This window comes from Wenzhouxiangella sp. XN24 (assembly GCF_011064545.1).
Lineage (GTDB): Bacteria > Pseudomonadota > Gammaproteobacteria > Steroidobacterales > XN24 > XN24.
This window is the reverse complement of record NZ_JAAMFG010000034.1, coordinates 538,616-551,239: the sequence shown is the minus strand read 5'-3', so window position 1 is coordinate 551,239 and position 12,624 is coordinate 538,616. Positions and strand designations below refer to the sequence as shown.

Below are 12,624 nucleotides of genomic sequence, written 5' to 3'. Positions count from 1 at the left end.
GGATGTGACATGGAATCGGTCGCGCGGATCGAGATCGACCTGGCGATGCAGCGGCTGACCCTGCGGCGGGACGGAGAAGCTGCGCGTCACTGGCCGGTGTCCACGGCCCTCAACGGCGCCGGCGAGCAGCAGGGCAGCGGCCGCACCCCCCGCGGCCTGCACGTCGTGCGCGCACGCATCGGCGAGGGACTGCCCCTCGGCGCAGTGCTGGTCGGACGCCGCCCGACCGGCGAGACCTGGTCGCCGGCGCTGGCGCGCGCGCACCCCGAGCGCGACTGGATCCTCACGCGCATCCTCTGGCTCAGCGGCCGCGAGGCGGGGCGCAACCGGCTCGGGCCGGTCGATACCATGCGACGCTATATCTACATTCACGGCACCCCGGACGACCAGCCGCTCGGTACGCCGGCGTCCCACGGCTGCATCCGCATGCGCAACGAGGATGTCGTGGAACTGTTCGACCTCGCGCCGCCGGGTACCGAGGTGCTGATCACCGAGGGCCAGGAAACATGACCCTCGGCCCCGTGATGCTGGACATCGAGGGCACGGCGCTGACGCCGGAGGACCGCGAGCTGCTGCGCCATCCCAACGTCGGCGGGGTGATCCTGTTCGCACGCAATTACGAGTCGCCCGAGCAGTTGCGCCGACTCACCCGCGAGATCCACGCGCTGCGTCACCCGGAGCTGGTGATCGCGGTGGACCAGGAGGGCGGCCGGGTACAGCGCTTCCGCACGGGTTTCACGCCGCTGCCGCCGATGCACATGCTCGGGCGGCAATACGACATGGACCGGGAGCAGGCTCTGCAGCTCGCGCAGAACTGCGGCTGGCTCATGGCGGCGGAGTTGCGCGCCGCCGGCGTGGACCTGAGTTTCGCCCCCGTGCTCGATCTCGACTACGGGCTCAGCGAGGTCATCGGCGACCGTGCCTTCCACCGCGATCCCGAGGCCGTCGCCCGCCTTGCCGGGCGCTTCATGGCCGGGATGCATGATGCGGGCATGGCTTCCGTCGGCAAGCATTTCCCCGGGCATGGCGGCGTGGTCGCCGATTCGCACCATGCCCTGCCGGAGGACCGGCGCGGATACTCGGAACTGCTGGACGACATGCGTCCCTACGAATTGCTGATCGCCGAGGGGCTGGCGGGGGTGATGGTCGCCCATGTCGTCTATTCACGGCTGGATCGCATGCCCGCGGGTTTCTCCCGCTGGTGGCTGCGCACGGAACTGCGCGTGCGGCTGCGCTTCCAGGGCGCCATATTCTCGGACGACCTCTCGATGGCGGGTGCAGCCTTCGCCGGCACGCCGGTCGCCCGCGCTGCGCTCGCACTGGAGGCGGGTTGCGATGTCGTGCTGGTATGCAATGATCGCCCTGCGGCCGCCGCGGTGGTCGAGTCCCTCGGCGACTGGTACGAGCCGGCGTCGCACTTGCGCCTGACGCGATTGCGCGGGCGCGGCGGGGCTGTCGCGCCGCTCGAGGGGTCGGCACAGTGGCGCCGCGCCGCCGATGCGGTCAGGGAATTCGAGGAAGGCCGGCCGCGGCTGGTGCTCGAAGGCGACTGATCCAACGCCAGGAGGAACAGGGAACTTGAGGGAACACGCCATCCAGGAGGATTTCGACGGCATACTGGCACGCGCGTCCCGGCTTGCGGACGCCGCCGGTGTGCAGGCCGCGCTGGACCGCATGGCCGCCGAGATCAGCCGCGATCTCGCCGATCGGGACCCGCTCGTGCTGGCGGTGATGATCGGCGGCATGTTGCCCGCAGCCTGGTTGCTGCAGCGACTGGATTTTCCGCTGCAGCTGGATTACGTCCACGCGAGCCGTTATCGCGGCGGCACGCGCGGCGGCGCTGACATCGACTGGATCGCGCGACCGCGCACGCCGCTCGAGGGGCGCACGGTGCTGGTGATCGACGATATCCTCGACGAGGGGTACACGCTGGCGGCCATACTCGAGGACTGTCGCCGGCAGGGCGCGGCAGACGTCAGGAGCGGCGTGCTCGTGGAGAAGCGCCATGAACGCCGTGTTCCTGGCCTGCGCGCCGACTACACCGGTCTGCAGGTCGCGGACCATTACCTGTTCGGCTGCGGCATGGATTATCACGAGCGGCACAGGCAACATGCGGCGGTGTACGCCCTGGCCGAGGAGGATGACCGCAAGTGAACACGCTGGGGATCATCGGTGGCACGGGACTGCCCGGCTTCGACGGACTGCAGCTGCAGCGGCGTGAAACGGCCACCACGCCCTGGGGCACCCCGTCCGGCCCCCTGTTGCGCGGTCGCATTGCCGACCGGCCGGTGGTGTTTCTCGCCCGCCACGGCGCGCCGCATACGCTCGCGCCGCATGCGGTCAACTACCGCGCGAACGTCTGGGCGCTGCGCGAGGCCGGGGTGCGCGAAGTCATCGCGATCAACGCCGTCGGCGGCATCGGAGACGAATATCCGCCCGGCTGCCTGGTCATCCCGGATCAGCTCATCGATTACACCTGGGGTCGCGAGCACAGCTATTGCGGCGGTGCGGGCCGGGTGCTGCAACATATCGACTTCACAACGCCCTACAGCGCCGCCCTCCGGGAACGCCTGCTCAGGGCGGCGCCACGTGCCGGCCTCGAGGTCATCGACGGCGCCGTCTACGGCGTCACGCAGGGACCGCGGCTCGAGACGGCCGCGGAGATCGACCGGATGGCCCGCGACGGTTGCGGTATCGTCGGGATGACGGGCATGCCTGAAGCCGCGCTCGCGCGGGAACTGGAACTCGATTACGCGTGTTGCGCGGTCGTGGTCAATCGTGCAGCGGGGCGGGGCGAGGATATCCACGGGGAACTCGAGCGCTGGGTGGAGAGCGGCATGGCGGCGGTTCGGCGTCTCGTCCAGGCGGTGCTCGCGGAGACGGTCGAATGAGCGGCGTGATGAACGACCAGCTGCCGGACGGTCTTGCCGCACATGCCTTGCAGGCCGCGGAGTACGGGGTGGTCGTCATCGACGGCGAGGACCCGGAGCACCGCATCAGCTGGGTCAACCCGGCGTTCGAGAAACTCAGCGGCTTCGAGCGCATCGAGCTGGTGGGCAACACCCTGCGGATCCTGCAGGGCGGCGATCTGGAGCAGGCCGCGATCGGAGAATTGCGCAAGGCCATGGAGGACGAACGCGAGTGCAGCGTGCTGCTGCGCAGCCATCGACCGGATGGCGCAGTCTACTGGAACGCCTTGCGGGTGACGCCCTGGCGGGACGAGCTGGGCAAACGCTGGTGGATCGGCTACGCGCGCGACATGTCGGCGCAGCGGGAAATGGAAATCATGCTCGGCCGGCGCAGCGATGAACTCGATATCACCCGGCACCGAGGCTCCGAGATCGAAACGGTCGACCGCCTCACGGGGCTGCAGAACGAGCACAGCTTCGAGCTGGCGCTCGAGTTGTCATGGTTCTCCTGTGCACGCGACCGGCGTCCGCTGTCATTGTTCCTGTTCGCGCCGGATTTCTTCGACATGTACGTGGAGACCTTCGGTCGCGTCGCGGGAGACTCGTGCCTGCGCATGCTGGCCCGCAGCGTGGGCGCGGCGTTTCGTCGCGCCAGCGACGTCGCGGCCCGCCTCGGCGAGGCGGAGTTCGCTGCGCTCGGAACCAACATGGAGCAGGACCTGATCGAGTCTCATGCCCGAAGGGTATGCGAGCGCGTGAAGGCGCTTGCGATTCGCAATCCCCATGCGCCGATGACGCGCGTACTGACCTTGAGCGCGGTGGTGTTGACCGGGCAGCCGGGCCAGGCGCCCGACTGGCGCGCGCTGCTGGCGGAAGCGCGTCGCACGATGGCTTCGGCCCAGCTGGCGGGGACGCAGCAACTGGTCGTGCAGGACTACGGTTCCGAGGTCGGCTGAGCAGCGTCGCTCTCGATTTCGGTGACGACGGCGACCACGCCGATGCGCGGGTGATCGTAATACTGTTCGACGCCTCGCCGTATCCGCCGGCGCTGGGCCATTTCTGCTTCCAGCAAATCTCCCGAACGGAGTTCGAGTTGCATTCCGAGGTGCAGGAAGCGCGCCGACGTCAGGCCGATGCTGCCGCCGAGCCGTTGGTCCGCGGGCCCCTGGCCCAGCGCCGCCAGCAACGGCAGGTCGATCCCCTGCCGGCTGGTCGGGGGCTGGACCCAGCCCTGGTGCCACAGGAGGTCATATCCCCCGGTATCCAGGCGGGCCGCCACCGCCGCGAGGCGCAACGGCTCGCGCGGCGGCTGGAATCCCTCGGGCAGGCTCGGCGCTTCATCTTGCAGGGCGCCCGCATCGTCCGGGGCCCCCGGCAGGATCCGCGATAGCAGAGCAGCCGGTGACCCGGCGGAATCCGCGGATTCGGACGTCTCTGGAGACTCGGGGGGTTCTTCGGCACGGGGCGGCAATTCGACGCTGCCCCCGGCGGGCTGGGCGAACACGACGACTTCCACCTGATAGTACCGGGGCGTTTCCGCAGCGTCGGCTGCGTCGGCCGTGAGGCTCGCGGCCGAGGCGGCCGACAGCCCCGCCAGCAGGCCCAGGCGCAACGCCAGGCGCGATGCCAGGCGCGATGCCAGGCGGTGCGGGCGACGGAATGCGGCAGGTTTATCGAGCATCGCTGGCAGTTCCGCGGCGCGCCTCCGGCGCATGATGGGTCGGGTTCCCCGGCTCGAGCAAATCGAGCAGGCGGTGGATCGTGTCGAAACGGACGTCAAGATCGGACAGGTCGAGATTGAAGCGCAGTTTGTCCTGGCCGTCCAGCCGGTAGTGGCGCGGGTCAGACTGGATCAGCCGGATGAGCGCCATGGGATCGACGCCGGTATCCGGCCTGAACAACAGGCTGCCGCCGGCGGCATTGGCCTCGATGCGGCGGATCCCGAGCCGGGTGGCGCGGCGCCGGATGGCAGCCACGCGGAACAGCATCCCGCCCTGGGGCGGCAGCAGTCCGAAGCGGTCGATCAATTCGGCCTGCAGGTCCTCCAGCGTCTCCGCGTCGCGGGCGCCGGCAATGCGCTTGTAGAGGACCAGCCGCAGGTGGACGTCCGGCACGTAGTCCTCGGGCAACAGCGCCGGTACGCCGAGTTCCACTTCGACGCCGAAGTCCAGCGGGCGGTCGAGGTCCGGCTCCTTCCCTTCACGAAGCGCCTCGACGGCGCGTTGCAGCATGTCGAGGTACATGCTGAACCCGACTTCGTGGATCTGGCCGCTTTGTTCGTCTCCCAACAACTCGCCCGCGCCGCGAATCTCGAGATCGTGGGTGGCGAGTGTGAAGCCCGCGCCGAGTTCCTCCAGCGACTCGATGGCTTCCAGGCGCTTGACCGCATCCGAGGTGATGGCTTTCTTCGGCGGCGTGATGAGGTAGGCGTAGGCCCGGTGGTGCGAACGGCCCACGCGGCCGCGCAACTGGTGCAGCTGGGCGAGTCCCAGCTTGTCGGCGCGTTGCACGATGATCGTGTTGGCGGTGGGGATGTCGATGCCGCTCTCGATGATGGTGGTGCAGACGAGGACGTTGAAGCGCCGATGATAGAAATCCAGCATGACCTGCTCGAGGTCGCGCTCCCGCATCTGGCCGTGCGCGATGCCGATCCGGGCTTCCGGGACCAGTTCGCCGAGCGTGGCGGCGGCCTGCTCGATGTTCTGCACTTCGTTGTGCAGGAAATAGACCTGCCCGCCGCGGCGGATCTCGCGCAGGCAGGCCTCGCGAACGAGCCCGCTGTTCCATTCCGTCACGAACGTCTTGACGGCCAGGCGCTCCGTCGGCGGGGTGGTGATCATCGACAGGTCGCGCAGCCCGCCGAGCGCCATGTTCATGGTGCGCGGGATCGGGGTGGCGGTCAGGGTGAGCACGTCCACCTCCGCGCGCAACGCCTTGAGGCGTTCCTTGTCGCGCACGCCGAAGCGATGTTCCTCGTCGATGATGACCAGCCCGAGCCGCGCGAAGCGAACCGTGTGCTGCAGCAGCTTGTGCGTGCCGATGACGATTTCCACCGCGCCGGATTGCAAGCCGTCGAGGACCCGTTCGACTTCTTTCGGCGAGCGGAAACGCGACAGGGATTCGACGCGCACGGGCCAGTCGGCGAAGCGGTCGGAGAAAGTCTGGAAATGCTGCTGGGCGAGCAGGGTGGTCGGCACGAGCATGGCGACCTGGCGCCCGTCCTGCACGGCGACGAAGGCGGCGCGCAGGGCCACTTCGGTCTTGCCGAAACCCACGTCGCCGCAGATCACCCGGTCCATCGGCCGGGCCGTCGTCATGTCGCCGATGACCTGTTCGATCGCCTGGCGCTGGTCCGGCGTCTCGTCGAAGGGAAAGGCGTCGCGAAAGGCGGCGTAATCCTGTTCCGGGAGGGTGAAACCGTGGCCCTGGCGGGCGGCCCGCCGGGCGTGCAGGTCGAGCAGTTCCACGGCGACGTCGCGGACTTTCTCGGCGGCCCGGCGCCGCGCTTTCTGCCATTGTTCCCCGCCCAGGCGATGCAGCGGCGCGGATTCGGGCGCCGCACCGGTGTACCGGCTGATGAGATCGAGCGACTGGACGGGGACATAGAGCTTGTCGCCGCCGGCGTACTCGAGGGCGAGAAACTCGCTGTGCTGGCCCTGGATCTCGAGGCCGACCAGGCCGAGGTAACGGCCGACGCCGTGATCCACGTGCACCACCGGGGCGCCCTGGCGCAGGTCCGAGAGTTCGCGGATCACCGCCTCGGGGTCGCGGGCCCCGCGGCGGCGGCGGCGACGTTGCCGGACGCGATCGCCGAACAGCTGGGTTTCCGCGATGACCGCCACGGCGGCCTCGGGCAGAACCAGGCCGTCTTCCAGCGGCGCGACCGCGAGACCGCGCGGGAAGTCGCCCGCGAGAAACGCCGGCCAGTCGTCCACCGATTGCACCGCGATGCCGTGCCCGGCGAGCAACGAGCGCAGCGTTTCGCGCCGTCCGGGCGACTCGGCGGTGAACAGCACACGACCCTCGAAGTCCAGGAGAAACTCGAGCAGGGCGCCGGCCGGCTCGGCGGCCCGCGGGTCGAGCTTCAGGGACGGCGGTGCCGCTGTACCGAGATCGACGCCGCCCGCGGCCTGCTTGAACGACGAGATCTTGACCGTCGGAAAGCGCGCGAGACTTTCCTTGAGTGCGGCGGGTGAGAGGAACACCTCGTCGGCGTCGAGAATGGGCCGCTCGATGTCGTGCGCCAGCTGGTCGTGCCGCTCGAGCACGCCCTGCCACGCGGCCTCGAGCGTCGCGTCGGCAGACTCCGCTTCCACCACCAGCGTCTCCTCGGGGAGGTAGTCGGTCAGCGCGGCGAGCCTTTCGAAGAACAGTGGCAGGTAATACTCGAGGCCCCCCGAGGCGATGCCTTCGCCCACGTCGCGGTAGAGACCGACACGCGACGGATCACCCGGAAAGCGTTCCCTGAAGCGCGCCCGGAAGGTGCGGATCGCATCCTCGGAAAAGGGATACTCGCGGCCCGGCAGAAGCCGGATGTGTTCGAGCTGGTCGAGCGAGCGCTGGGTCCCCGGATCGAAGCGGCGGATCGAGTCCACCAGTTCGTCGAACAGGTCGATCCGGTACGGCAGGTCGCTGCCCATCGGGTAGAGGTCCAGCAGCGAGCCGCGCAGCGCGAATTCGCCGTGTTCGCTCACCTGCGGGACGGCGAGATATCCCGCGTCCTGCAATTGCCGCCGCAGCAGGGTGATGTCGAGCCGGTCGCGGACGGCGATGTCGAGCCCCTGGGTGGCTGTCCAGGCGGGCGGCGGCAGCCGCTGCAAGAGGGTCTGCGTCGGCGCGACGATCACGCCCCGGGACAGCGCAGGCAGGCGCGCGAGCGTGGCCAGGCGGCGCGACGTGATGTCCGGATGGGGTGAAAACGAGTCCCACGGCAGGGTCTCGGCGTCGGGCAGGAGCAGCACCTCGTGTCGCTGCCCGATGAAAAAGCCGATCTCCGCCGCCAGCTGGTCCGCCTGGCGCGGCGAACCGGCGAGGACCAGCACCGGTCCGCCGTGGGTCTCTGCAGCCTGCGCGATCGCCAGCGCCGGCGCGCAGCCGTAGAGCTGGCCCCAGCGCATGGCCGTGCCGCCTGCGACGGGGAGCGGGACGATCAATCCCGGTAGCGGCGCAGCAGGTCGCCGTAGGCGTCGATACGCCGATCTCGCAGGAAAGGCCACATGCGCCGCACGCGCTCGGAGCGTTGCAGGTCCAGCTCGACCACCAGTGTCTCCGGCGTGTCACCGGCGCGGGCGAGGATCTCGCCCTGCGGGCCGCAGGCGAAGCTGTTGCCCCAGAAGGTGATGCCGCTCGTGGCGCCCGAGGGATCGGGCTCGAAGCCCACCCGGTTGCAGGCCAGCACCGGCAGGCCGTTGGCGACCGCGTGGCCGCGCTGCACGGTTTCCCAGGCATCCTGCTGGCGCTTTTGCTCGTGTTCCGGGTCCTCGGCGGAGCGCCCGATCGCGGTCGGGTAGAGCAACAGGTCCGCGCCCGCGAGGGCCATCAGGCGGGCGGCCTCCGGGTACCACTGGTCCCAGCAGACCAGCACGCCCAGGCGACCCACGGAGGTATCCACGGGTCGCATATCGTCATCGCCCGGCGTGAAGTAGAACTTCTCGTAGTAGGCGGGATCGTCGGGAATATGCGCCTTGCGATAGCGCCCCGCGAGGCTTCCGTCGGCCTCGAGCACGACCGCCGTGTTGTGATAAATGCCGGCCGCGCGCCGCTCGAACAGCGAGCCGACGATGACGACGGAATGGGCTTTCGCGACCTCGCCGAGCCACTCGGTGCCCGGACCGGGGATCGGTTCGGCGAGATCGAACAGGTTCGGATCCTCGACCTTGCAGAAGTAGCTGCTCTGGTGCAGTTCCTGCAGCACGACCAGCTGCGCGCCGCGTTCGACGGCGTCGCGGATGCCCTGTTCGGTGAGGGCACGGGTCGCGGCGAGATCGGGGCCGACAGCATGCTGTACCAGCCCGGCTTTCAGCGTGGATGAATTCATTTCGATTCCCGTGGGACAAAAAAGACGAGCTTCCGGACTGGCCGGAAACCCTCAAGGATAACCGATGGGCGTCGAGATCAGGAGGCGGGGCGGGGTGGACGCGCCGGCTTCTCCAGGCTGTGGACGACGTGGCGATATTCGAACACCACGACGAAATCGGCGTATTCCCAGCGCGTGATCGGCGGTTCCCCGACGGGGCCGGAAACGCTCAGCGGTGCGCCGAAACGGGCCTCGACCCGGTCCATGGAAGTGCCGCGCTGGGGCATCTCGACCTGCGCCGCCTCGAGCCGGTCGAGTATCAGCACATCGGCGCTGGCCGCGGGGATGGCCGCGAGCAGCGCGGCGATCGCGAGTGACTGCAGTGTCTTGGGCATGGGGTAGCTCCCGTCGATACGCGTTGCGCCATGCTGTCGGCGCCATACTGGCCGCGAATATAACACCGCTGCGGACCCGGGGAGTACATCGATGTCTCATTTTGCGGCCGATGCTGTGATTTAATGGCGCGCCATGTTTCGTCCTCTCACACTCTGCATCGGTCTCCGCTACCTGCGCGCGCGGCGCGCGAGCCGCTTCGTGTCTTTCATCTCGATGGTTTCGTTGCTCGGCGTGGCGGTCGGTGTGGCCGCGTTGATCGTCGTGCTCTCGGTGATGAACGGCTTCGAGCAGGAGCTGCGCAACCGGCTGCTGAACCTGACCTCGCATGCGGTCGTGGTGGCACCGGACGGCCGGCTGCGGGACTGGTCTCCCGTGGTTGACCGGGTCGCGGCCATGCCCGGGGTCGAGGGCGCGGCGCCGTTCGTCGAGGTGCAGGCGATGCTCGCGCATGACGGCCTGCTCAAGGGGACCTTGCTGCGCGGCATCGACCCGGCCCTCGAATCCGCCGTCTCGCGCATCGAGCAGCACCTCGTGACCGGTTCCCTCGAGCTCCTGGAGGCGGGCAGCGACCGCCTGGTGCTGGGACGCCTGCTGGCGGCCCGGCTGCGCGTCGGGCTGGGGGACTCCGTCACGCTGCTCGTGCCCACCGGCAGCGAGACCGGGGCCCGCCTCGTGCCGCGGCTGCGGCGGTTCACCGTCGTCGGGTTATTCGATGTGGGCATGGAGGAACAGGACGGTCTGCTGGCACTGACGCACCTGGCGGACGCCGCGGCGGCGCGGGGACGTCCCGGCGAGGTCTCTGGCGTCCGCATCGAGCTGGAAGACCTGTTCGCGGCCCCGCGCATCGCCCGCTCGATCGCGGCGGACCTCGGCCCGGATTTCGAGGCCCGCGACTGGACGCAGGAGAACGCCAGTTATTTTCGCGCCGTGCGGATCGAAAAAACGATGATGACGCTGATCCTGTCGCTGGTGGTCGCGGTGGCGGCGTTCAACATCGTCGCCACGCTGGTGATGGTGGTGACGGACAAGCGCGCCGAGATCGCCATCCTCCGCACCATGGGTCTTTCGCCAGGACGCGTCATGCGTGTTTTCCTGGTGCAGGGCACCGCGATCGGCGCCGCCGGTACGCTGCTCGGCGTGCTGGCCGGCGTGCCGCTGGCGCTGCACGTGGGCACCGTGATGCCCGCGCTGGAGTCGCTGTTCGGCTTCAGCGTGCTGCCGGCGGAGGTCTACTACATCACGCGCCTGCCGTCCGATCTGCGCGGCGCCCAGGTGCTGCTGGTGACAGGTATCGCGCTCGTGCTCTGTGTGCTGTCCACGATCTATCCCTCGTGGCGCGCGGCGCGCACCGAACCGGCCGAGGCGCTGCGCTATGAATAACCGCTGGTCCTGGTTCGTCGGCGCACGCTATCTCAGGGCGCGCACCACCAACCGCTTCGTGTCGTTCATTTCCAGCATCTCGATCGTGGGCGTGGCGCTCGGCGTCGCCGTGCTGATCGTGGTGCTCTCGGTCATGAACGGTTTCGAAACCGAGTTGCGCACCCGCATCCTGGCGTTGACTTCCCATGCCTCGCTGGAGAGTTTCGGCGACGGGCTGGCCGACTGGGAGCGGGTCCGTGCCGAGGTCGAGGCGAACCCGGATGTCACGGCCGTTGCGCCCTACGTGCTGGGCGAAGCCATGTTGCTGCAAGGGGAGGCGGTGAGCGGTGCGATCGTGCGGGGCATCGTCCCGGCCGAGGAGCGCCGCGTCTCCGCGCTGGGGGAGAAACTGCTGAGCGGCACGCTGGACGACCTGGCGCCGGGTGACTGGAACATCATTCTGGGCAGCGCGCTGGCGCGGGAACTCCGGGTCGGCGTCGGCGATCGCGTGGTGCTCGCCATCTCCCAGGGCACGGTGACGCCGGCGGGCCTCGCCCCCCGGCTGCGTCGCTTCACGGTGAGCGGAATTTTCGAGGCCGGCATGTACGAATTCGATCGCGGACTCGCGTTCGTCCACCTCGAGGACGCCGCACGCCTGTGGCGCATGGAGTCGCGCGTCACGGGACTGCGCCTCGCGCTCGACGACATGTTTCTCGCCCCCGAGGTTTCGCGGCGCGTCGCGATGGAGCTCGGCGGGGGGTTCTATGTCAGCGACTGGACCCGGCAGCACGTCAACTTCTTCCGCTCCATCCAGCTGTCCAAGCAGATGATGTTCACGATCCTGTTGCTGGTGGTCGCAGTGGCGGCATTCAATATCGTCTCCACGCTCGTCATGGTGGTGAAAGACAAGCAGGGCGATATCGCGATCCTGCGCACGCTCGGCGCCTCGCCCAGGGGAATCATGCGCGTGTTCGTCATCCAGGGGGCGCTCATCGGCGTGGCCGGCACCCTGGCGGGGCTGTTGCTCGGCACGGTGCTCGCCCTGAACATCGAGCAACTGGTGCGCGCGCTGGAGGCGGCCGTCGGCACGACTTTTCTCGCCGCCGACGTGTATTTCATCAGCGACCTGCCCGCCGAGCTTCGCCTCGGCGACGTGTTGCGCATCTGCGGCACGGCCCTCGTGCTGGCCGTGCTGTCCACGATCTATCCGGCCTGGCGCGCGGCGCGCAGCCAGCCGGCGGAGGCTCTGCGGCATGAATGAATCCACCCCGGCATTATCCTGCCGCGCGCTCGGCAAGCGTTTCGTCGAGGGCGGCAACACCGTCGAGGTGCTCGACAACGTGGAACTCGACGTGATGCCCGGCGACCGGCTGGCCATCGTCGGGGCGAGCGGTTCGGGCAAGACGACCTTGCTGCAGCTGCTCGGCGGACTCGACCTGCCGTCGAGCGGCACCGTGAGTGTGCAGGGACGCGAACTGTCCGCGCTGGACGACGCCGAGCGCGGCGTATTGCGCAACCGCGCGCTGGGTTTCGTGTACCAGTTCCATCACCTGTTGCCGGAGTTCTCGGCACTGGAGAACGTGGCGATGCCGCTGCTCATCCGCGGCATGGCGATCCCGGCGGCGTCGCAGGAAGCCGAGGCGCTGCTGGCGCGCGTGGGACTGAGCGAGCGGCTGTCGCATCGGCCGGCCAAGCTGTCCGGGGGCGAACGCCAACGCGCCGCGGTGGCGCGCGCGCTGATCACGCGACCCGCCGTGGTGCTGGCCGACGAACCGACCGGCAACCTCGATGCGCGCACCGGGGAACGCGTCTTCGAGCTGATGCTGGAGCTCAACCGGGAGCTCGGCACCGCGCTCGTGGTCGTCACCCACGACCTCGCCCTGGCGGAGCGCATGGGTCGCGTGCTGGAGCTCGTCGACGGTCGCCTGCGGCCGGCCTGAACGA

12 protein-coding genes are annotated in these 12,624 nt (G+C 69.0%); 8 read left to right on the top strand and 4 right to left on the bottom strand.

Going from position 1 to position 12,624, the window contains the following annotated elements:
- Nucleotides 1-9: 9 nt before the first annotated feature.
- The 5 genes from G6032_RS10255 to G6032_RS10235 are packed head-to-tail and all read left to right on the top strand — an operon-like array spanning nt 10 to nt 3,865.
- Nucleotides 10-510 (top strand): L,D-transpeptidase, encoded by a 501-nt coding sequence (locus G6032_RS10255; protein WP_165282025.1) that lies wholly within the window; start codon nt 10-12, stop codon nt 508-510.
- Complete coding sequence (nagZ, locus tag G6032_RS10250; protein ID WP_165282024.1) at nt 507-1,553, top strand: beta-N-acetylhexosaminidase; 1,047 nt, start codon at nt 507-509, stop codon at nt 1,551-1,553. The genes G6032_RS10255 and nagZ overlap by 4 nt, the downstream gene beginning before the upstream one ends.
- A gap of 25 nt (nt 1,554-1,578) precedes the next feature.
- On the top strand, nt 1,579-2,154 hold the full coding sequence (locus G6032_RS10245) for a hypoxanthine-guanine phosphoribosyltransferase (protein WP_240902107.1): 576 nt from the start codon (nt 1,579-1,581) through the stop codon (nt 2,152-2,154).
- Complete coding sequence (locus G6032_RS10240) at nt 2,151-2,891, top strand: S-methyl-5'-thioinosine phosphorylase (RefSeq protein ID WP_165282022.1); 741 nt, start codon at nt 2,151-2,153, stop codon at nt 2,889-2,891. The genes G6032_RS10245 and G6032_RS10240 overlap by 4 nt, the downstream gene beginning before the upstream one ends.
- A complete protein-coding gene (locus G6032_RS10235) occupies nt 2,888-3,865 on the top strand; it encodes a diguanylate cyclase (protein WP_165282021.1) in 978 nt (325 codons plus the stop codon). The genes G6032_RS10240 and G6032_RS10235 overlap by 4 nt, the downstream gene beginning before the upstream one ends.
- Here the strand turns inward: G6032_RS10235 and G6032_RS10230 are convergent.
- The 4 genes from G6032_RS10230 to G6032_RS10215 all read right to left on the bottom strand — a co-directional run bounded on the left by G6032_RS10230 (nt 3,844) and on the right by G6032_RS10215 (nt 9,320).
- Nucleotides 3,844-4,590 (bottom strand): CsiV family protein, encoded by a 747-nt coding sequence (locus tag G6032_RS10230; protein ID WP_165282020.1) that lies wholly within the window; start codon nt 4,588-4,590, stop codon nt 3,844-3,846. The genes G6032_RS10235 and G6032_RS10230 overlap by 22 nt on opposite strands.
- On the bottom strand, nt 4,580-8,062 hold the full coding sequence (gene mfd, locus G6032_RS10225; RefSeq protein ID WP_276610958.1) for a transcription-repair coupling factor: 3,483 nt from the start codon (nt 8,060-8,062) through the stop codon (nt 4,580-4,582). Before mfd ends, G6032_RS10230 begins: the two co-directional genes overlap by 11 nt.
- Nucleotides 8,059-8,946, bottom strand: coding sequence for a carbon-nitrogen hydrolase (locus tag G6032_RS10220; protein ID WP_165282019.1), 888 nt, complete (start codon nt 8,944-8,946; stop codon nt 8,059-8,061). The genes mfd and G6032_RS10220 overlap by 4 nt, the downstream gene beginning before the upstream one ends.
- A 77-nt stretch (nt 8,947-9,023) precedes the next feature.
- Nucleotides 9,024-9,320 (bottom strand): hypothetical protein, encoded by a 297-nt coding sequence (locus G6032_RS10215; RefSeq protein ID WP_165282018.1) that lies wholly within the window; start codon nt 9,318-9,320, stop codon nt 9,024-9,026.
- 133 nt (nt 9,321-9,453) lie between these two features.
- Here G6032_RS10215 and G6032_RS10210 point away from each other — a divergent pair, with 133 nt between their 5' ends.
- The 3 genes from G6032_RS10210 to lolD are packed head-to-tail and all read left to right on the top strand — an operon-like array spanning nt 9,454 to nt 12,620.
- Nucleotides 9,454-10,701, top strand: a complete 1,248-nt coding sequence (locus G6032_RS10210; protein WP_165282017.1) for a lipoprotein-releasing ABC transporter permease subunit — start codon at nt 9,454-9,456, stop codon at nt 10,699-10,701.
- Complete coding sequence (locus G6032_RS10205; protein WP_165282016.1) at nt 10,694-11,941, top strand: lipoprotein-releasing ABC transporter permease subunit; 1,248 nt, start codon at nt 10,694-10,696, stop codon at nt 11,939-11,941. The genes G6032_RS10210 and G6032_RS10205 overlap by 8 nt, the downstream gene beginning before the upstream one ends.
- Nucleotides 11,934-12,620, top strand: coding sequence for a lipoprotein-releasing ABC transporter ATP-binding protein LolD (gene lolD / locus G6032_RS10200; RefSeq protein WP_165282015.1), 687 nt, complete (start codon nt 11,934-11,936; stop codon nt 12,618-12,620). The genes G6032_RS10205 and lolD overlap by 8 nt, the downstream gene beginning before the upstream one ends.
- The last annotated feature ends 4 nt before the right edge of the window (nt 12,621-12,624 follow it).